This is a genomic window from Micromonospora sp. NPDC000089 (assembly GCF_042899365.1).
Classification (GTDB): domain Bacteria; phylum Actinomycetota; class Actinomycetes; order Mycobacteriales; family Micromonosporaceae; genus Micromonospora.
The window spans coordinates 82519-101505 of the sequence record NZ_JBIAZT010000014.1 but is presented as its reverse complement, the minus strand read 5'-3'; the positions used below and the strand labels follow the sequence as shown (position 1 = coordinate 101505).

The 18987-nt window shown below is 69.8% G+C and carries 19 protein-coding genes; 5 read left to right on the top strand and 14 right to left on the bottom strand.

The window, feature by feature from the left end:
* The first annotated feature begins 210 nt into the window (after positions 1-210).
* Positions 211-1185, top strand: a complete 975-nt coding sequence (locus ACFY3U_RS22655) for an FAD-binding oxidoreductase (RefSeq protein WP_387205029.1) — start codon at positions 211-213, stop codon at positions 1183-1185.
* 316 nt (positions 1186-1501) lie between these two features.
* Here the strand turns inward: ACFY3U_RS22655 and ACFY3U_RS22650 are convergent, their stop codons facing one another.
* The 5 genes from ACFY3U_RS22650 to ACFY3U_RS22630 form a co-directional block, all read right to left on the bottom strand.
* On the bottom strand, positions 1502-2113 hold the full coding sequence (locus ACFY3U_RS22650; RefSeq protein WP_387205026.1) for a phosphatase PAP2 family protein: 612 nt from the start codon (positions 2111-2113) through the stop codon (positions 1502-1504).
* A 9-nt stretch (positions 2114-2122) separates the two neighbouring features.
* On the bottom strand, positions 2123-3379 hold the full coding sequence (locus ACFY3U_RS22645) for an MAB_1171c family putative transporter (protein ID WP_387205107.1): 1257 nt from the start codon (positions 3377-3379) through the stop codon (positions 2123-2125).
* A gap of 23 nt (positions 3380-3402) precedes the next feature.
* On the bottom strand, positions 3403-3912 hold the full coding sequence (locus tag ACFY3U_RS22640; RefSeq protein ID WP_387205023.1) for a hypothetical protein: 510 nt from the start codon (positions 3910-3912) through the stop codon (positions 3403-3405).
* 186 nt (positions 3913-4098) lie between these two features.
* A complete protein-coding gene (locus ACFY3U_RS22635; RefSeq protein ID WP_387205021.1) occupies positions 4099-4716 on the bottom strand; it encodes a hypothetical protein in 618 nt (205 codons plus the stop codon).
* Positions 4713-5165 (bottom strand): hypothetical protein, encoded by a 453-nt coding sequence (locus ACFY3U_RS22630; protein ID WP_387205018.1) that lies wholly within the window; start codon positions 5163-5165, stop codon positions 4713-4715. Before ACFY3U_RS22630 ends, ACFY3U_RS22635 begins: the two co-directional genes overlap by 4 nt.
* 747 nt (positions 5166-5912) lie before the next feature.
* Between ACFY3U_RS22630 and ACFY3U_RS22625 the strand changes: the two genes are divergently transcribed.
* Positions 5913-6311, top strand: a complete 399-nt coding sequence (locus tag ACFY3U_RS22625) for a hypothetical protein (protein ID WP_387205015.1) — start codon at positions 5913-5915, stop codon at positions 6309-6311.
* A 151-nt stretch (positions 6312-6462) separates the two neighbouring features.
* Here ACFY3U_RS22625 and ACFY3U_RS22620 read toward each other — a convergent pair whose 3' ends face one another.
* The 5 genes from ACFY3U_RS22620 to ACFY3U_RS22600 form a co-directional block, all read right to left on the bottom strand.
* A complete protein-coding gene (locus ACFY3U_RS22620) occupies positions 6463-7944 on the bottom strand; it encodes an NADP-dependent isocitrate dehydrogenase (protein ID WP_387205104.1) in 1482 nt (493 codons plus the stop codon).
* A 457-nt stretch (positions 7945-8401) separates the two neighbouring features.
* Positions 8402-9217, bottom strand: coding sequence for a carbohydrate ABC transporter permease (locus ACFY3U_RS22615; protein WP_387205012.1), 816 nt, complete (start codon positions 9215-9217; stop codon positions 8402-8404).
* Between the two features lie 10 nt (positions 9218-9227).
* Complete coding sequence (locus ACFY3U_RS22610; protein WP_387205009.1) at positions 9228-10178, bottom strand: carbohydrate ABC transporter permease; 951 nt, start codon at positions 10176-10178, stop codon at positions 9228-9230.
* Positions 10179-10226: 48 nt separating this feature from the next.
* Entirely contained in the window at positions 10227-11516 is a 1290-nt protein-coding gene (locus tag ACFY3U_RS22605) for an ABC transporter substrate-binding protein (RefSeq protein WP_387205006.1), read from the bottom strand.
* A gap of 48 nt (positions 11517-11564) precedes the next feature.
* A complete protein-coding gene (locus ACFY3U_RS22600; RefSeq protein ID WP_387205003.1) occupies positions 11565-12746 on the bottom strand; it encodes an LLM class flavin-dependent oxidoreductase in 1182 nt (393 codons plus the stop codon).
* Between the two features lie 436 nt (positions 12747-13182).
* On the opposite strand from ACFY3U_RS22600, the gene ACFY3U_RS22595 reads away from it, so the two are divergent.
* From ACFY3U_RS22595 to ACFY3U_RS22585, 3 genes are all read left to right on the top strand, one after another.
* A complete protein-coding gene (locus tag ACFY3U_RS22595; protein WP_387205000.1) occupies positions 13183-13980 on the top strand; it encodes an MFS transporter in 798 nt (265 codons plus the stop codon).
* Between the two features lie 217 nt (positions 13981-14197).
* Positions 14198-14956, top strand: coding sequence for a HipA family kinase (locus ACFY3U_RS22590; RefSeq protein ID WP_387204998.1), 759 nt, complete (start codon positions 14198-14200; stop codon positions 14954-14956).
* Entirely contained in the window at positions 14953-15330 is a 378-nt protein-coding gene (locus ACFY3U_RS22585; protein WP_387204995.1) for a DUF3037 domain-containing protein, read from the top strand. The genes ACFY3U_RS22590 and ACFY3U_RS22585 overlap by 4 nt, the downstream gene beginning before the upstream one ends.
* 344 nt (positions 15331-15674) lie before the next feature.
* Here the strand turns inward: ACFY3U_RS22585 and ACFY3U_RS22580 are convergent, their stop codons facing one another.
* The 4 genes from ACFY3U_RS22580 to ACFY3U_RS22565 form a co-directional block, all read right to left on the bottom strand.
* The gene (locus tag ACFY3U_RS22580) at positions 15675-16193 is read right to left on the bottom strand and encodes a hypothetical protein (RefSeq protein WP_387205101.1); all 519 of its coding nucleotides are present in this window, start codon (positions 16191-16193) and stop codon (positions 15675-15677) included.
* Positions 16194-16562: 369 nt separating this feature from the next.
* Positions 16563-16778, bottom strand: a complete 216-nt coding sequence (locus ACFY3U_RS22575; protein WP_387204992.1) for an MbtH family protein — start codon at positions 16776-16778, stop codon at positions 16563-16565.
* A gap of 38 nt (positions 16779-16816) precedes the next feature.
* Positions 16817-17890: a branched-chain amino acid aminotransferase gene (locus tag ACFY3U_RS22570; protein ID WP_387204989.1), complete on the bottom strand. Its 1074-nt coding sequence runs from the start codon at positions 17888-17890 to the stop codon at positions 16817-16819.
* A 15-nt stretch (positions 17891-17905) separates the two neighbouring features.
* The gene (locus tag ACFY3U_RS22565; RefSeq protein ID WP_387204986.1) at positions 17906-18658 is read right to left on the bottom strand and encodes a hypothetical protein; all 753 of its coding nucleotides are present in this window, start codon (positions 18656-18658) and stop codon (positions 17906-17908) included.
* Positions 18659-18987 lie beyond the last annotated feature (329 nt).

Below are 18987 nucleotides of genomic sequence, written 5' to 3'. Positions count from 1 at the left end.
GCTCTGCCTACCGCCGCCGGCAGGAGACAGGGCGTACCCGGTGATCCGCCACTTGACCATGCCGCTACGGCGCAGGTTCGGATGGGTGGGAACAGGTCAGACCTTTCGCTTTTTCCGGGCTCACATGCATCGCGCAGCTTCCTCCCCGACCTGCCTGGGTCGATCCGTGACGGGTCACCGCGGCCACCCGCTGACGATTAAGGACCAAGCATGATCAACCCGGCCCGTACGGCTGAACTGCGTGACGCAGTCGCCGGACCCGTTCTCCTGCCTGACGAGGCGGGTTACGACGGTCTGTGCTCGACGTACAACCTGGTGACCCCGTTGCGTCCGGACATCGCCATCGGCGCGACCAGCGTCACCGACGTCCAGGCCGCGGTCCGGTTTGCCGCCGTCAACGGGATGAGTGTGGCGATCCGCGGCGGCGGGTACGTCGTCGCGGCTTCGTCCGAGGGAAGTGTGCTGATCAACATGCGGTCGATGAACGCCGTCACCGTCGACGCCGACGCGCAGACGGCGCGCATCGAGGGATCGGCTCTGTGGCAGGACGTCCTGGATACGGTGACCCCGCTCGGCCTGGCCCCGATGAACGGCTCATCGCCGACCGTGAGCGCCATCGGTTACCTGCTCGGCGGTGGTCACAGTCCTACGCTGGGTCGATCCCTGGGCTGGGCGGCCGAGCACGTCAGCGCCGTCGAGATCGTCACCGCCGACGGCAGGGCGCGCCGGGTAACCGCCGACGAGCATCCCGACCTCCTCTTCGCCGTACGCGGGACGAAGGGCAACTTCGGCGTGGTCACCGCCATCCAGACACGGGTGTTCCCGGTTGCCCGCATCTTCGCCGGCGGCCTCTGGTTCGCCGGTGCGGACATGCGCGCGGTTCTACACGGCTGGCGGCAATGGGTGCCCTCGCTACCCTCGGAGATGTCGTCCTCGATCGCCGTCCAGCGCCTGCCGCAGGATCCAAACCTGCCTGAGCCCTTGCGTGGCGCGTTCGTGCTGCACGTCCGGATCGCCTACACCGGGCCTGCGGACGAGGGCGCCCGGCTGATCGAGCCGCTGCGCAGACTCGCGCCGATCGTCATGGAGACGGTCGCCGACCAGCCGTATGCGCAGGCTGCGACGATCCACCTGGACCCGCCCGGTGTGCCGCAGGTCGTGCCGCCGCAGGTACTCAAAGCTTAGCGGGCCGACCACCTCATCCCAGTGCGTCGCGTCGCGCAGCACCGCCGTGCTGGCAGACCAGCGAACCAGTGACCGCTCGGGCGTGAGGCGCAGTCTCCGTCCGCGCCAGCGGCGCGGCTCCCCAGGGTAGGTGTCGGCTCCGCCTGAAAATTGACCCGTGGTTCCTGGCGGGTTCCAGGTACCGAGGGGGCCAAGGTTCAGCCGGCGTTGACGGTAGCGCCCCGCAGTGCTCACTACTCATGGTGCCGTGGCGTGCGGCGCAGCCGTACCTGCGTCTTGCAGTGACGGCGGCCTCGGCCTCTGGCCCACCTGCTCTTCAGGCGAGAAGCAGGAACGTTGGCACGGCGATGACGATGCCGGCCAGCGCACCTGCGATCACCTGACTGGTCAAGTGATCACCCAGTCGCACCCGGGACCAACCCACCAGGGCGACGAGCGCCAACGCTGGGATCAGCGCCGGCCCGAACACGATGATCAGAACGGAGACCGAGCCGGCAGCGACCGCAGCGTGGGCACTGAGTTTCCATACCTGATTGATCGCGGTGACGACGAGCAGGACGGCGAACATCACCACGACCATGGCGATCAGCGGTCGGGGCGCGCCGGCGAGGACGAGCAGGAAGAGACCGCCGAGGACGGACAGCATTCCGTAGACCAGAGGCATGCGGCGCTGCTCGCGTACGCCGATGTGGTGGTCGGTCAGCCGCCCCCTACGCACTCCGAGCCAGATGATGCCGTACGGGATGACGGAGCAGAACAGGATGGCGAGCGCTGCCCAGCCGAGGCCGGTCAGCACGGCTGGAGCGGTGCTGTGCAGGGCGATGATCAGCGGCATCACGGCGGCGAAGACGGCCGGCGCGAAGATCTCGGTGACAACCCGTGCTGCGCGGGTGGAGGTTCGGGCGGGCGGATCAACGAGTCGAGGCACGTGACAGTTCTACCCCTTGGCCGGCTGCGAGGTGGGTGCGGCTGCGGGTGTGGCCCGTGCGATGGCCGCAGTAGCGGCCGGGGATGAGATCGCCCTGGCGACCTGGGTAAGCCATGTGACCTGTTCGGCCGCGCCAACGTCACCGGTGGTGGGGTTGCCGGGCGGCCCCAGCGGTAGGGCCGGAACCTCGGTGGCCTCGCCGGCGGGGGGCGTGCCGTCCGACCGGGACGCCAGGGCGGCGCCGATGACGATGGCTTCCACCATCGCCGCCTGCTGCTCGCCCTCAAGGCCGGCTGCCTCGGCGACCCGCCTCGCCTCTGCCGCTACTGCAGTCGACATCCATGGCCGAAGGGTGGCGTAGCCGTCCAGGATCTCCACGGTGATCCTGACCCGTCGTAGGGACGCGTCCCGGGCGACCGCAAGAGCGCCCTTGACACCTGATCCCGGCGGAAGCAGCGCTATCTCGGGCAGCACTGCGTGAATCCGCGCCCAGAGCGGATAGAGCCGGTAGTAGTCGCGAAGCGCCGCGGCGCCGGCCCACAGCCGGTCCAGGCCCACACGGGGCCCCCAGGACGGGATCGTGGATCCGATCAGAACCAACAGGATCGACGTGCTGAACGTCAGCACCACGACCGCGTCCCCGATCAGAGCCCAGTGTGGGAAGCGTCTGCCCAGCCCGAAGGCCACCAGCTTGGCGGCTACGTACGCGAGCCCCCACAGCGAGCCAACGGTGATCATCCGGAGTCCTAAGCGCAACAGTGGCCGGTGAGCGATGCCGGCGTAACGGTTCGCCAAGACCACCACCTGCGTCAGTGACCAGCCGAGAAATGCCAGGTAGACGAAGAGGAGCGGAGCGTAGATCGGATCGGCGACATACTCCCCGCTGCGAACCGGGGGATCGGAGGGGATGGCCTTCGAGGGTGCGGCGACGAACAGCACGATCATGACCGCGATGGTGAGCGCCACGGCGATCATGCGGCGCCGCACGCGTCGCCTGGTGCCGGCGTCGCCACCCGTCATGTAGAAGAGGAAGGCCTGCGCCGCCGTGACGCACACCAGCGAGAGGCAGTTGGACGTCAGGCGGGCAATATCCGGAATCCCGACGAGCTGATTGATCCCCGGTGCCAACGGCTGGATGGTCATCGAGACGGTGATCGTGATCAGGGCAAGGCAGAGAGCACGAAGCGGGCGATTGCCGCGGTCCCGGGCCAGATCACGCAGCTTGTAGAGACTCATAGCCCAGCAGACGAACGTCACGGCGAACATCACACCGTGAGCGATCCTCACCATCAGGCGGCCCGACCTTCCAGCGTCGCGACCAGCCGTGCCGAGACGTGAGGATCAGCTGGCGTCGAGGTCGGAATCGCCGACCAGGACTCGGCGCGTTGCACGGCGACGGTCCCGAAGACCTCCGCTCGGCGCTCGATCGGCTCGTCGTACGCGAGACGCCCCAGTGCGATCTCGGCTACGGACGGATCCATCGACGGCATGAGCGTGGCCGCGGAACATTCGAGATCGTTCGGGAGAGCGACATCATCGAACATCATGTGCCCGTACTCGTGGCCGATGATCAGGCTCTGCCGCACCTTGCTGGCACTGGCGTCATAGAAGACGTAGTCAGCGAGCGCACCCGCGACCCAGAGCCCGTGCGGGGCAAGGGCGGGCAGATGGCGGGGGATCAGGTTGACCGGCCGTCCTCGGCGCTGCTCGATCCGGTCGTGGAGTTGAGCGAAGGTGAAGCTCGCAGGCAGCTTGAGTGCAGACAGGAGCTGAGTCGCCTGCCGTTGCAGGTGGCTCACACTTCTATCGGTGTGACGTCGCATCGAGTTCCCTGTTCATCAGGCTCCGGCATGGTCTGGCACCGCGGCGAGCTCTGCGATGAGTTCGACCCGTCGGCCGCACCAGCCGCGCTGTCGAGGGCATGATCAGCGCCGTCGACGACGTCCTTCGCTCTGCTGCCGGGCGGGCCGAGCGGCAGCGCGGACTCAATGCTCTGCCCTGCCAGGGTGGTACTCGAGCGCCGAGGAGAGCTGCTCCAGCAGCGCGCGGGATTCTGTGGGCGGCTCCGGTGCGCCCCAGGTGTCGCTCAGTTGCAGCACGCGAGTGGCGAAGACCTCGGCCTGCCGCTCCTCGCGCTGGGTGTGGACGACGCGCTTGACGCCGCGCCGCATGCCGGCCCCGTCCGCCGCGGGAAGTACCTTCCTGATGTCGCGGCCGACGGCGGGACTACCGACGTGATCGAAGATCATGTGGCCGATGCCGTGCAGGATGAGATGGTCCCGGTGAAGGCGAGGGTGAGCCGACCCGAGCAGGATGTGATCCGTCGTCGCGCCACGACACCACATGGCGCGAGCGTCCGTGTGGCGTGTCCGGAGGGTCGACACCACCAGCTGCCGACCGCGAACCCGCTCCAGCACGGTGCAGAGATCATCCACAGTGAAGGGCGTTGCCACGGCCAGGCCGTGGAGGATTGCATCGCAGCGGCGAATCTGCCGCTCCTGCCACGCTGCGGTCGGGTCGTCGTGCGACCACCAGCTCTGCAGACGAACACAGCCGGCGGTGGCCGGTGGTCGATCGCTCGATCGTGGCAGGACGTCGGTCATGAGCGACGCTGCCGTTCAGCGCCTTCCAGCCGACCGCGCGCGGCCGTCTCCAGTCGCTGCACCTGCTCGATCATCGCGACGACTGCCGCATGACCCTCCGGTGACAGCCGGGCGTCTATCAGACGCATGGCCACCTGTTTGATGTGCGGATCGTTCAACGCCCGAACGAGCCTCTGCTCATGCTGATCTTCCGACGCCTCAGCGAAGAAGCTGGGCGGCTGCCCGAAGAAGGCTGCGATGGCGTCGACGACCGAGCGGCGGGGATCGGGAGTTCGGCCCTGTCGGAGGTTGCTCAGATGTGTGTGGGAGATCTTGAAACCCCGTCGCGTAAGTTCGTTCGCGACGTGACGGACGCTGTAGGGCTTCCCCGCAGGGTCCGTGACATGGAGGAACAGCCAGTTGAGGCGCTGGGCGAACGTCTCGCCCACTGGTTCGTCAGCCTCGGCCATCGCGACTCCTTGCGCCTTGGAACACAAGGTTTACACCACTGTCCCTTCTGGAAGCAAGCATTGACACGGCTGCGCTCCGCGTGTCTACCATTACCGGCGGTTGGCAGCGGGTGTGGCCGCAGAGGGGGAGTGTGTCATCACCCGCTGCCAGACCGCTTCTGCGTCGCGGGTTGGATGCTGTTGTGCCTGCACCGCTGGAGCCTCACGCGGAGCTGCCGCTCTTGGCGGCCGTTCTCCGCCGGGGGCTCGCCGCCACCCTTCGGCGAGGCGAACTGTTCGTCAGGCCGAGGCGCCACTGACCCGTCCGGCGGGCTGACTGATCTACCGGGCCGCAGAACGGTGGCGACCAGCTGTGAGCGACGACGGCATGGTGCAGGACCTGACCGACGGCCTCGCGCGGATCCGCCAGCCAGACGCCGCTGACGGAAGCCCGAGAGTCGCGGCTCGAGCGTTTCCCAGACCTCCGCGACCACTGTCTCCGACGACGGAGGCGTCGACCAGTCCGGGAGCCGATGCCGCTTCGGCGCAGAGCTATAGACGATCGCGCTGACCCCTGTGCAACCAGGAAGCGCGCACGCTGGCTGACCGCTTCGCAGGCTGCCGTCGAGCGGTCGGCGATGTCGCACCGGGGCCGACGGTGAGTGCGAGCGGGTGACGACAGCCCGGGGACTCCGCCGCGGTGAACCGTTATCGTGTCGGCGTGACCGAGAACCGCGCGCCTGTCGACCCGCGTCCCGCACCGATGCGGTGGTCGTCCTCGGGGTGCTGCTGGCCACCTCCGGTTACCTGATGCCCTGGTTCCGCATCGCCGCCGGCTACTCCTGGTCCTTCTCCGGCTGGACCTACGCCTCGCTCGACAGCGGAGGGGGTTGGACGCTGATCACCCTGGTGTGGCTGGCGGTCACCGCTGTCGCGGGCTGTTGGGCCCGGGCGTCCTCCGCGGCAGCCCTGACCGCTCTCACCGGCGGGATCGGCGCGATGATCTTCGCGCTGACCGTGGTCGCCGCCAGCTTCACCGAGTTCCCCCAGCGGGGCTACAGCGATGCGATCGCACACCTGCCGTTCGGGGTTGGACTACCCGTGATGGCCGCCGGCTTCGGCCTGCTGATCGCCGGGGCGGTACGGGCAGTGGCCCGCACCGCCTGACTGGGTGTAGGCAGCCGGGTCGGCGGGGTTGCCGGGCTCGGAAGGGGTGGTGCGGATCCGGCACGAATCCAGGTCCAGCTCTCTGTCACCGTGCCGGGCGGGCTGGCTGCATATCCGAAGTTGTACCGGCGATCCGCATTCCGGTAGGCGGTCACTGGCCCTGCCCGAGGGAGTAGCCCGGGGCGTCGTCGAAGCGGTAGAGGCCCTCGGTCTTGACGAAGTCGAGCCCCGCCCGGTCGAGTCGGTCGAGCAGGTCCACCACGTCTCGCCGGGATGCCTCGCCGGGTCGGGAGGACTGGAAGCGGGCTCGCCAGTGGTCGGTGCAGAAGGTCTCGGGGAGCCCGTCGGGCCACACCTTCAGGCCTCGGTTGGTGATCATCTGAAGGTGTAGGGCGGAGCCTGCGGTGGCGTGTTGGAGTGCGGTGGCGAGCGCGTCGGGGTCACGGTCGCGGTGATGCAGGAACACGTCGACCCCGTCCATCGTCTTGTGCTGTGCCGGGGTGGCCGGGGTGGCCGGGAGGGTCGGTTGCCGCTGCCCGGTCGGGTAGGAGACCGGCGGCAGGGTCCGCGGGCGCTGACCGAGCCGTTCGATGACCGCGTCGGCGAACGCCCGCGTCCCCACCGGTGTCGCGCCCGGGGCGGTGATGTCGGCGGTGGCGACTCCCGCCTCAAGGGTGGCCAGCCAAGCGTTGTGGACGCGTTCGGCGACGTCAGTCTGGCCGATGTGCACGAGCATCATCACCGCCGCCAGCAGCAGCCCGGACGGGTTGGCGACGTCCTTGCCGGCCAGGGGCGGTGCGGAGCCGTGGATGGCCTCGAACATCGCCGCCTGCTCGCCGATGTTGGCCGAGCCGGCCAGCCCGACCGACCCGGCGATCTGCGCGGCCACGTCGGAAAGCACGTCACCGTACAGGTTCGGGGTGACGATGACATCGAAGGCCTCGGGGGTGTCGGCCAGCTTCGCCGTGCCGATGTCGATGATCCAGTGTTCGGCGGTGATTTCGGGGTAGTCGGCGGCCACCTCGTCGAAGACCCGGTGGAACAGGCCGTCGGTGAGCTTCATGATGTTGTCCTTGGTCATGCAGGTGACCTTGGACCGGCCGTTGCGGCGGGCGTATTCGAACGCGTGGCGCGTGATCCGCTCACATCCCGGGCGGGAGATCAACTTCAGGCACTGGGCGACCTCGTCGGTCTGCCGGTGCTCGATGCCGGCGTAGAGGTCCTCCTCGTTCTCCCGCACGATCACCACGTCCATCTTCGGATGCAGGGTCGGCACGAAAGGCGGGTACGCCACGCAGGGCCGCACGTTGGCGAACAGTCCCAGCGACTTGCGGATCGTGACGTTCAACGACTTGAACCCGCCGCCCTGCGGGGTGGTGATCGGGGCCTTGAGGAACACGCGGGTCCGGCGCAGCGACTCCCACGCCTGTGGCTCGATGCCGGCGGTGTGCCCGCGGCCGTACACCGCCTCCCCGATCTCGATCTCCTCCACCGCCAGCCGTGCCCCGGCTGCGTCCAGCACCCGCAGGGTGGCATCCATGATCTCCGGCCCGATCCCGTCGCCACGCGCCACCGTCACCGGCGCAGCCATCGGCACCCCCGCCGAGTCGCCGGTCTCGGACAGCTTCGACATGCTCACCGTCGCACCTCTCTCCCACTCCGATATACGAAGCACATTACACGAAAGGTGGATCGTATCTAGGCAGTGACCGAGCGCCTCGCAGCCGCCACCCCCCGTCGGCGGACCCTGCCCTGCGGGTGACCGGGCCCCACGGCTGTCCGTCACTGATCTCCGCCGCGCCGGACCACCGCCCCGGCGTCTCCCCGCCGTCGTGCGCGAGGAGGATGGAGCGACCGGCGGATCGGCCGTGTCCCGGTGAGCCACGGCCGATCCGGTTGTTCCGGTGTTTCGCCGCCGGGCCGGGACGGTCAGCGGGACCAGCGCTGGTTGTCGCCGCCGGTGCAGGTCCAGATCGCCACCCGGGTGCCGTTGGTGGTGCTGGCGTTGGGGACGTCGAGGCTGCTCGCCAGGTGTAGCCCACCCGGTGCGGGCCCGGCCCCGGTGCCGGGCCACCAGCGGCCGGTCCTGGTCAGCCCTTCACGGCTCCCGCCGTGATGCCAGCGACGAAGTGGCGCTGCAGCAGCGCGTACGCGACGACCATCGGGGTGGACGCGACGACCACGCCGGTGAACAGCAGCGGGTAGTCGGTGAGGTATTCGCCGGTGAAGTCCAGCAGCGCCAGCGGCAGGGTCCGCTTGGCCGGGTCGTCGATGAACAGCAGGGGATAGAGCAGGTCGTTCCAGTGCATCACGATCAGGAAGATCGCGGTGGCGGCGAGCGACGGATACGACAACGGCACCACCACCCGCCGGTACGCGGCCCATGGCCCGGCGCCGTCGAGGTCGGCGGCCTCGTACAACTCGGCGGGGAGCGTACGCAGGAAGCCGGCCAGGATGAACACCGCCACCGGCAGCGTGACCACCACATTGACGAGCATCAGCCCGGCCAGGCTGTCGCGCAGACCGAGCCGGTCGAACTGTACGTACTGGGGAATCATGATCGCCTGCGCGGGGACCGCCAGTCCAGCCGCGAAGACGGCGTACAGCGCGCGGCCGGGCCACCCGGGCAGTCGGGCGATCGCGTACGCCACGAGGCTGGCCAGCACCAGCGTGGTCGGCACCGAGACGGTCACCACGAGGATGCTGTTTCCGAGCACCCGTAGCAGGTTCTGATCGGCCAGGACCTCGACGTAGTTGTCCAGCCGGGGGTTCGTGGGCGGCCCGAACGGCGCGTCGAACAGTTCCGTGGTGGTCTTGAGGCTGCCGCCGACGACGACGAGCAGCGGCACCGCCACCAGCAGTGCGTACACCGCGAGCACTCCGCGGCGTCCGAGCCTGGCGAGCACGGGTGGGCTCCTATCCGTGGGTGAGTCGGGCGGCCCGGTTCTGCAACCAGGTGACCAAGGCGATGGCCAGCATGAACACGATCGACTCGGCGGCGGCGTAGCCGAGCTGCGAGTTGGCGAACGTGGTGTAGATCCGGGTGGACAGGATGTCCAGCGACGCCCGGGGCGGGTTGCCGGCGAGGCCCAGGATCAGGTCGAACGCCTTGAACGACTGGATAGTGGTGTACGCGATCACCAGGGCGGTCGCGGGGGCGACCATCGGCCAGGTGACGTGCCTGAACAGCTGCCACCGGTTGGCGCCGTCGGTCCTGGCCGCCTCGTACAGCTCGGCGGGGATCTGGTTGAGGCCGGCGATGTAGATGACCATCATCTGCCCGGCGTGGAACCAGATCTGGGCGATCGCGACCCAGACGATGGCGCTGCCCGCGTCGCCGAGGTACGACCCCCGCAGCACACCGAGACCGACCGTGTCGAGGACGGTGTTGGCCAGGCCGAAGTTGGGGTCGTAGACGAACCGCCAGACGAACGCCACCGACACCGACGACAGCACGGTGGGCAGGAAGAACAACCCGCGCAGCAGCGTCGAGGAGCGGCTACGGGCCGCCAGCAGCACCGCGAGCAGCAGCGACAGCGCGGTCTGCCCGACGACCACGATCAGCATGAACGTCAGGTTGTTGGTCAGCGCGTTGCGGAACAGGTCGTCGGCGGTGGTGACCTCGACGAGGTTGTCCAGCCCCACGTCCCGGAACGTCGGGCTGAACCCGTCCCAGTCCGTGGTCGCGTACCGCAGGCCCTGGAGCGCGGGCACGACGAAGAACGCGCCGTAGACGAGCAGCGCGGGCAGGGCGAACAGGTACAGCAGGCGGGAAGCACGTCGACGCCTGCGGCGGCTTGCCGACGGGCGTGACGGGTGCGGCGCGGGGCTGCCGTCACCCCGCGCCGCGTGGACGGTCAGGCTCATGCTGTCGTCCCCGTTTTCCGAGATCGGCACTGCCGGCTCATTCCGCGTTCACCGCTTCTGTTCGATGACGCGCTGGGCCGCCTCCGCGGCCTGCTCCGGGGCGGTCCCGCCGACCACCTGCACGGCGGCGTTCTCCACCGCGCCGCGTACGTCGAGGTTGGTGAACTGGAAGCGGGGTGCGAGCGCGGTCTTGCGGGTCAGCCACGGCGCGAATGCCTTGAGGTCCGGGTTGGTGTACTCGACGCCCTTGACGGTGACGTGCTGCGCGGTGCCGTTGGCGTACACGCCCGCGACGGCCGGGTCGGACAGGTGGCGCAGCCAGGCCAGCGCGGCGCCCTTCTTCGCCGACTTCGCGTTGACGCCCAGGATGAAGGTGGCGTTGAAGACGCCCTCGTAGCGTGCCTTGTCCGCGGTGGTGGTGATCGGCGCGAGCAGCCCGAGCGGGAACGTCGCGCCGAGCTTGCGCAGCGCCGCGGCCTGGAACGAGCCGGTGGCCAGCAACGCCGCCTTCTGCTGCACGAACAGCTGCTGCGCCGCCTCGTTGCCGGTGCCGGTCGCGCCGGCCTGGAAGTAGGGCCGCAGCTGGGCGTACTGCTTGAGGACGGTGAGGAACCAGTCGTCGGTGACCTTGAGGTCCCCGGACTGGATCTTGGCGAGGGCGTCGTCGGAAGGGGCGTTGTTGACCACCATGACGTTGAGCAGCTGGCCGGCGTTGGCGGCGTCGCCACCGGGCCAGGCGATCGGGGTGATTCCCTTGCTCTTCAGCGCCTCGGCCAGGGCGAGGAAGCCGTCCCAGTCCTTCGGCGCCTCGGCGTAACCGGCCTTGGCGAGCAGCTCGGGGTTGCTGACCGGCATGTTGAACACCAGCTGGTACGGCAGGCCGAGCTGCTTGCCGTTCTGCGCGCCCGCGGTGATCAGGGTCGGCTCGTACCGTCCGACGAGATCCTGCTCGGTGAGGTCGGACCAGACGCCCGCGGTCGCGATGTCGGTGAACTGGGCGCCGCGGAAGGCGGTGAAGGCGTCACCGATGCTGCCGCCGCGCAGCTTCTGCAAGGCGGTGGACTGGTAGTCGTTCGACGGCGAGATGTCCTGCCGGACGGTGACCTTCGGGCTCTTCTTGACGAAATCGGCGATGATCCGGTCGAAGACCTCCTTGTCCTCGGCCCGCCAGTGCGCGAAGGACAGTTCGCCCTCGACGGGGCCGTCGAAGCCGCCGCTGGCGGGGGTGGCCTGCTCGCCGCCGGGGCCGGCGCAGGCGGTCAGGAGGCCGGCCGCGCCGGCCAGTCCGCCGAGGGCGAACAACCGGCGGCGGGACAGGGCGGGCAGTTCGTACGTCATGCGGGTGGCGCCTTTCGAGGTGAGGGGTGGGTCAGGGGACGTTGTCGGTCACCGGGCCGGGCTGGTCGCCGGGCGGGGGGACGGTGCGGGGGCGAACGGGATGCTGGCCGGTGCCGGGGGTTGCGCGGCGCCGTCGGGGTGCCGCCAGAGACCGCGGTCGCGCAGCACCGGCAGCACGCCCTCGCCGAACCAGTACGCCTCCTCCAGGTGCGGATGGCCGGAGAGGATGAATTCGTCGATGCCCAACGCGTGGTACTCCGCGATCCGGTCGGCGATCTCGGCGTGGCTGCCGACCAGCGCCGTCCCGGCGCCGCCGCGGACCAGCCCGATGCCGGCCCACAGGTTGGGGGAGACCTCCAGCCGGTCCCGGGAGCCGCCGTGCAGGTCGAGCATCCGGCGTTGCCCCTCGGACTCGCTGCGGCGCAGCCCTTCCTGCGCCGCTCGCACGTCGGCTTCCGGGATGGCGTCGAGCAGCCGGCGGGCCTGCGCCCATGCCTGCTCGGCGCTGTCCCGGGCGATGACGTGCAGCCGGATGCCGAAGCGCAGCTCGCGCCCGGCCCCGGCGGCGAGCGCGCGGACCCGGTCGAGCTTCTCGGCGACCTGGGCCGGCGGCTCACCCCAGGTCAGGTAGACGTCACTGTGCCGGACCGCGACCGGCAGGGCGGCGGCGGACGACCCGCCGAAGTAGACAGGTGGCGTCGGGTCGGGTAGCCGGTTCAACCGAGCTTGCTCCACGCGTAGGTGCTCGCCGTGGTGGTCGACGGTCTCGCCGCGCCACAACGCCCGTACGACGTGCAGGAATTCGTCGGAGCGGGCGTAGCGGGCGTCCTTGTCAAGGAAGTCGCCGTACGCGCGCTGCTCGGCCGACTCGCCGCCGGTGACCACGTTGAGCAGCAGCCGGCCGCGGGAGAGGCGTTGGAACGTCGACGCCATCTGCGCGGCCAGGTACGGCGAGAGCAGACCGGGGCGGAACGCCACCAGGAACTTCAGCCGCTCGGTGACCTCGGTGAGCATCGCCGTGCTCAACCAGGCGTCCTCGCACCACGCGCCGGTCGGGGTGAGCGCGCCGACGAACCCGAGCTGCTCGGCGGTGCGGGCGATCTGGCCCAGGTAGGCGACGCTGGCGGGTCGGGCGCCGCCGGCGGTGCCGATCGGCGTGCCGTGCCCGCCGCCGACCACGTCCCGGCTGTCGCCGTAGGTGGGCAGGAACCAGTGGAAGGTCAGCGTCATGTCAGGTCTTCCTGAGGTTGTGACGGACTGATGGCGGGTGGTCCGGGCAGGTCACCCTGCCGACACCGCGCACAGCCTACCCATAAAACCTACCGGTTTAGTAGGCTAAACGGCCTGCCATTTGTCCGGCACGAGCGCGACCGCCAGAGCGATGCCAGGTCCCAAGGCGGCGACATGCACCGTGCTGAGCCAGGCCTGCATGTGGTGTCCGGCTCCGCGGTTCCGTCCTGGATTGGTTCGTGGAACTTCGGGCCCGTCCTGGTGCTGATCGGTCGCGCGCTTCGGGCCTTGGGCGCCGAGGGGCTGCCCGAGTCACGTGACCGGGACGCGATCGGCCGCATCGACGCCACCGGCGGCGCGCTGATTACCCTGGGGGCTGGTCGGGCTGACCTACGGGTTGATCCAGGGACCGAGCAGCGGTTGGACCCACCCCGCGGTGCTGGCGTCGTCGGTCGGCGGGGCGGTGGCGTTGGCCGGCTTCCTGGCCTGGGAATACCGCTCCGCGATGCCGATGCTGCCCCTCGGGCTGTTCCGCTCGGTGCGGTTCAGCGCCACCAATGCGATCACCTTCATCGTCTACGGTGCGCTCGGCGGCGCCCTGTTCCTGCTGCCCATCCAGTTGCAACAGGTGAGCGGGTACACGCCGCTGGAGTCCGGTGTCGCGCTGCTGCCGGTCACGTTCATCATGCTGCTGTTGTCGGCGCGTTCCGGCGCTCTGGCGGCCCGCATCGGCCCACGGGTGCAGATGAGCGTCGGACCGGTGCTGGTCGGCGCCGGCCTGGCCCTCCTCGTGCGGGTCGGCTCCGACGGCACGTACGCGACCCAGGTCCTGCCGGCGGTGATCGTGTTCGGGTTGGGCCTGGCCACGACGGTGGCCCCGCTGACCGCGACCGCGCTCGATGCCGCGACGGCCCACCAGGCCGGCATCGCCTCGGCGGTCAACAACGACGTGGCCCGCGCCGCCGGCCTGATCGCCGTCGCGGTGCTGCCCGCGGCCGCCGGTATCACCGGCGGTGACTGGCAGCAGCCGGCCCGATTCTCCACCGGCTTCCACACCGCGGTACTGATCTGCGCGGCCCTGTGCCTGGCCGGTGGACTGCTCGCGGCGCTGACCATTCGCCGGACGGCTGGCACGGTCGCCACGGCCCCGACCACACACCTGGTGCACTGCGCGCTGGACACCCCACCGGCGGCGCCGACCAGCCCGCCGGCCGCGACCGCTACGATGCCCTGAGTCGATGACTCGGCCCCCGCCGCTGACGGCCACCGGCCGACGCGACCGTCCCCGGCACCCTTCGACGAGACCCGGCGGTTGTCGGCCCCGTCCGGGTGGGAGGTCGACGTCCGGGCCGGTCGGGGCCGACGGATCGGCCGCCGGTGCCCCAGGAAGACGCGCCGAGGGCGATGAGGTCCTCGGCCGGGCTCGACCGCCCGAGAGCTAGGCTGGCCGAATGCTGCGCGAGGTGACCGGGATCCGGTACGTGACCCCGCTGCGGGAGGGTGGCTCGCTACCCGGGCTGGTCGAGGCCGACGACCTCGGCACCTACGTGGTGAAGTTCCGCGGCGCCGGCCAGGGACCGAAGGTCCTGGTGGCCGAGGTGATCTGCGGTGAGCTGGCCCGCCGGCTGGGCCTGTCGGTACCACCGCTCGTGGTGGTCGACATCGACCCGGTCATCGGCCGCGCCGAACCGGACCAGGAGGTGCAGGAGCTGCTGCGGGCCAGCGGCGGCACCAACCTCGGGATGGACTTCCTGCCCGGCGCCCTCGGCTTCGATCCGCTGGCCCACCCGGTCGACCCCGACCTGGCCTCCCGGGTGCTCTGGTTCGACGCTTTCGTCGAGAACGTCGACCGTAGCTGGCGCAACCCCAACCTGCTCGTCTGGCACCGGGCGGTGTGGCTGATCGACCACGGCGCCGCCCTGTACTTCCACCACAACTGGTCGCGCGCGCAGGCCGCCGTACGCCGACCGTTCAAGGCCGACGACCATGCCCTGGCGCCGTACGCCACCCGGCTCGCCGAGGCCGACGCCGACCTCGCCCCACGGATCACCACCGATCTGCTCGACCATGTGCTGGCGCTGGTGCCGGACGGCTGGCTGGCAGGCGCGGACTTCGCCGACTCGGCCACGGCCCGGGCCGCGTACCGGGACCACCTGGCCGGCCGGGTGGCCGACAGCTCCGCCTGGCTACCGTCGGGAGCGCCCGCATGAGAAGCCCCTTCGAGTACGCTCTGATCCGCGCCGTGCCGCGGGTCGAACGCGGCGAACAGATCAACGTCGGTGTCATCCTCTACTGTCAGGCGATGGACTTCCTGTCCGCCCGCACCCATCTCGACGAGCGACGGCTGCGCGCGCTGTCCCCGGACGTCGACGTCGAGCAGGTCACCGCCGCCCTGGGCGGTTGGGATCTCACCTGCGCCGGCGGCGAGCACGGTGGACCGGCCGCCGCCATGCGCCTGGGTGAACGCTTCCGCTGGCTGACCGCGCCCCGCAGCACCCTCATCCAGCCCGGGCCGGTGCACACCGGGCTGACCGCCGACCCGGCCACCGATCTGGACCGGCTGTTGACCCTCCTGGTGCACTAAGGGGGATTGAGAAAATTCTGTCCGCACTGCCATGGATTGCCGATTACTTGACGAGTCGCATCTGCAGGCATCGGTCTCGGGTTTGGATACTGGGCGCGTAGGGTTGCCCGGCGGCCGCACGGTGCAGGCTGTTGCTCGGGCCGCTGCAGCGTGGTGCCCTGGTTTACCGGAACCGGCTTGATGGCTGATCGGTGAAGCGATCGTCGCGGTGCTGGCTGGGATCCTTGAGCTGCGGGAAGGGCATCCTGGCGTGCGCGCGGGCCCTAGGCCAGACCGCCTGCGTGCGGCCTGGCTGACGGCCTGTCAACGTCGAGTAGTGATCGCAACCAACTGTTTGCCGGGCATCATGAAAGGGCGAGGAACGTCGGCACAGCGATGAGAATGCCGGCCAGCGCGCCGGTGAACACCTGGCTGATCGAGTGATCACCTAACCGCACCCGGGACCAACTCACCAGGGCGACGAGCGCCAACGCTGGGATCAGCACCGGCCCGAACACGATGATCAGAACGGAGACCGAGCCGGCAGCGACCGCAGCGTGAGCGCTCAACTTCCACACCTGGTTGATCGCGGTGACGACGAGCAGGACGGCGAACATCACCACGACCATGGCGATCAGCGGCCGTGGCGCGCCGGCGAGGACGAGCAGGGAAAGACCGACGAGGACGGACAACAGTCCGTAGCCCAGAGGCCACCGGCGCTGCTCGCGTACGCCGATGTGGTGGTCGGTAAGCCGCCCCTTCCGTACCCCGATCCAGATGACGCCGTACGGGACGACGGAGCAGGACAGGATGGCGAGTGCTGCCCAGCCGAGGCCGGTCAACGCCACGGGAGCGGTGCTGTGCAGGGCGATGATCAGCGGCATTGCGGCGGCGAAGACGGCCGGCGCGAAGATCTCGGTGACAACCCGGGCTACTCGGGTGGAGCGGATAGAGCCGGTAGTAGTCGCGAAGCGCCGCAATCCGGCGTTCGTGTGCTCGAGCTGTGGTCCTGGGCTGGGACAACGCCGGTTGCTCGTTACGTGCGGGTTGCGATTCTGGTTTTCCTGTTTGTGGGTCGCACGCGCATTTTTCCGTGCTCGCTTGTCAACGAAACGGCAGAACGAAGTCGGTCTGGTGCTTCGGCTGGTCCGATTCGTCGTCGTCGCGCCGCGTTCCGGCCACGATCCGGCGCGGTGAGCGGACGCGCCGGTCGCCGCCGGGTGAGCACCCGACGGCGACCGGCGAACCGCGCGTCACTCCTCGGCGCGCGTGGCCTCCACGAGGCTCTTCGGCCGCATGTCCGTCCAGTTCCGCTCGATGTGCTCCAGGGACTCCCGGCGGGGGGCGGGACCGTGGGTTGTCGTCCAGCCCGCCGGCGCCGCGATCGCCGCCGGCCACAGCGAGTGCTGGCCCTCGTCGTTGACCAGGACCAGATAGCTGCCGTCGGGATCCTCGAACGGGTTGCTCATGCCATCTCCTCTCGTGCGGTGTCTGGTGGTCCGGCCGGTCAGCCGGCGGACAGCACCGGATCGGCCGGCTGCGTCGCGGGTTCGACGCAGGCCATCCATCCGTGGGCGTCGGGCCGGCGGCCGTACTGGATCGCGCTCAACTCCTGCGCGAGCGTCGTCGTCACCGGGCCGGGCTGCCCGTCGCCGACCACGAACCGTCCCCGCCTCGTACGTACGGCGCCAATCGGGGAGATCGCCGCCGCCGTGCCGCTGGCGAAGGCCTCCACGACCGGGCTGTCGGCCCGGGTGAGCTCCTCGATGGCGATCGGTCGGGCCGAGGTGCGCAGGCCGTGAGCCGCCGCGAGCGTCAGTACGCTGTCGCGGGTGTTGCCGGCGAGGATGGTGTCCGACAGGGGCGGGGTCGCCAGTTCCAGGGCCCCGTCCGGGTGCCGGACAACGCAGAAGAAGTTCATCGCGCCGAGTTCCTCGATCCACCGCCGCTCGGCAGCGTCCAGCCAGAGCACCTCACTGCAACCGTTGGCGACGGCCTGCGCCTTCGCCCGCAGGCTCCCGGCGTAGTTGCCGGCGCACTTGGCCGCGCCGGTCCCGCCGGACGCGGCGCGGATGTCGTCGACGCCGCACCAGACATCGACGGCGGTGAAGCCCTTGTCGAAGAAGTGGTCCACCGGCGAGGCGATGACCGCGAACAAGAACTCTCGAGCGGGTCGCACGCCCAGGCTCGCCTCCGTGGCGATCATGAAGGGCCGCAGGTAGAGGCTCTGACCGTCGCCGCGCGGCACATGAGCGAGGTCGACCCGCAGCAGGCTCTCGCAGGCGGCCAGGAAGACTTCCTCCGGCATCTCCGGCATCGCCAGCCGGGCGGCGCTGGCGCGGAACCGCACGGCGTTGGCCCGCGGGCGGAACAGCGCGACCGACCCGTCGGGCCGTGGGTAGGCCTTCAGCCCTTCGAAGATGGCCTGGCCGTAGTGCAGCGCCATCGCCGCGGGGGACAAGCTCAAGGCCTGGTGGGCGGTGAGTTCCAGGGGAGACCAGCCGTCGGCGGTGGTCCAGGTCGCCTGCACCATGTGCGGGGTGAAGAAGTTGCCGAACCCCAGTTTGTCGGCGCCGTTCATGTGTCGTACCTCCGGCTAGATCTGCACGAGCCCCGTGGCGAAGGCCATTCCGGTCGCGTCGGACCCCCACGTCACCGTCCGCGGCTGCGGCTCGGCCAGCGCGATGGCGGGCAGTTCGGGCACCTGCGCCAGGGCCAGCAACCGCGCCGGTCCGCCGCGCACCGTGAGCACCAACTCCACCTCGGACGACGGAGCAGCGAGGACCAGACCCCATCGCCACGGGCCGCTCACCGAGACTCGGTTCACGCCCCCCGGCAGCCGCGTACCGCCCAGGGTGGTGCCCTCGACCGACGCCTGCGTGGTGTCGACGTACAGCGCCAGTAACGCCGGCTGCCCGCCCGTGGGGATGCGCGCCAGCCGGGCGTCATCGGCCCACACGTCGCGGGCGCTGACGTTGGGGAAGACGCCGTCCAGCCGCGTGGACCGGTCGCCGACGTGCCGGCGTGCCCAGGGGTGCGGCGTGGGGTTCTCGGACAGCTGGGACTGGTCGCGCATGGGCAGCACGGGCGTGTCGACGGAGACCCGCGGGTTCAGCGATGACGCGGCGAGCGCTCGGACGAGGTGGTCGCGGACCGCCTCGTGCTCCGGGGTCCCGGACGGGTGCGGCGCCTGTCCCACGACGGACAGGTCGGCCCCCGCGCGGTCGACGGAGAAGCCCTGGTCGCCGCCGCCGACGAGGCCCGCGCCCCGGACGTCGAACAGCACGGCGAGGGCGGCGACGACGAGTACGGTAACGGTCGCCAGCAGGGATGCTGGTGGCTTCCTCATGCTGATCTCATTAATTGTCCAGTCAATACGCTTGTGCAACCGATCGGCGAGCGGCCCGGGACGCGGGCGCGCCGGCGTTACTGTGTCCGGAGTGACCTCACGGGTGGTCGGGGGTCGATGCCGCCCCGGCGGGACTCAATGGCCCTCGCGGACAGGGCGGCCGGGCGTAATGTAGCACGGCGCGGCTCTTTTCGTGATTCTCCGTCATGGTTGTTGCGGTGTAGTTCGACCACTGTGTACCGTCCGTTTCGCAGGCCGACCTCAGTCATCGTTAGGGTGGATGCTTAGTCGTCGGTGGATCCGATCAGTGGAACCCCACATGAGTGAGA

Bases quoted from the DNA above. Each gene is read 5' to 3' on its own strand.
- ACFY3U_RS22585 (WP_387204995.1), top strand. From the start codon at position 14,953: ATGAGAAGCCCCTTCGAGTACGCTCTGATCCGCGCCGTGCCGCGGGTC.
- ACFY3U_RS22575 (WP_387204992.1), bottom strand. From the start codon at position 16,778: ATGAGCAACCCGTTCGAGGATCCCGACGGCAGCTATCTGGTCCTGGTC.
- ACFY3U_RS22580 (WP_387205101.1), bottom strand. From the start codon at position 16,193: ATGCCGCTGATCATCGCCCTGCACAGCACCGCTCCCGTGGCGTTGACC.
- ACFY3U_RS22645 (WP_387205107.1), bottom strand. From the start codon at position 3,379: ATGTTCGCCGTGACGTTCGTCTGCTGGGCTATGAGTCTCTACAAGCTG.
- ACFY3U_RS22635 (WP_387205021.1), bottom strand. From the start codon at position 4,716: ATGACCGACGTCCTGCCACGATCGAGCGATCGACCACCGGCCACCGCC.
- ACFY3U_RS22590 (WP_387204998.1), top strand. From the start codon at position 14,198: ATGCTGCGCGAGGTGACCGGGATCCGGTACGTGACCCCGCTGCGGGAG.
- ACFY3U_RS22565 (WP_387204986.1), bottom strand. From the start codon at position 18,658: ATGAGGAAGCCACCAGCATCCCTGCTGGCGACCGTTACCGTACTCGTC.
- ACFY3U_RS22570 (WP_387204989.1), bottom strand. From the start codon at position 17,890: ATGAACGGCGCCGACAAACTGGGGTTCGGCAACTTCTTCACCCCGCAC.
- ACFY3U_RS22655 (WP_387205029.1), top strand. From the start codon at position 211: ATGATCAACCCGGCCCGTACGGCTGAACTGCGTGACGCAGTCGCCGGA.
- ACFY3U_RS22600 (WP_387205003.1), bottom strand. From the start codon at position 12,746: ATGACGCTGACCTTCCACTGGTTCCTGCCCACCTACGGCGACAGCCGG.
- ACFY3U_RS22605 (WP_387205006.1), bottom strand. From the start codon at position 11,516: ATGACGTACGAACTGCCCGCCCTGTCCCGCCGCCGGTTGTTCGCCCTC.
- ACFY3U_RS22630 (WP_387205018.1), bottom strand. From the start codon at position 5,165: ATGGCCGAGGCTGACGAACCAGTGGGCGAGACGTTCGCCCAGCGCCTC.
- ACFY3U_RS22620 (WP_387205104.1), bottom strand. From the start codon at position 7,944: ATGTCGAAGCTGTCCGAGACCGGCGACTCGGCGGGGGTGCCGATGGCT.
- ACFY3U_RS22610 (WP_387205009.1), bottom strand. From the start codon at position 10,178: ATGAGCCTGACCGTCCACGCGGCGCGGGGTGACGGCAGCCCCGCGCCG.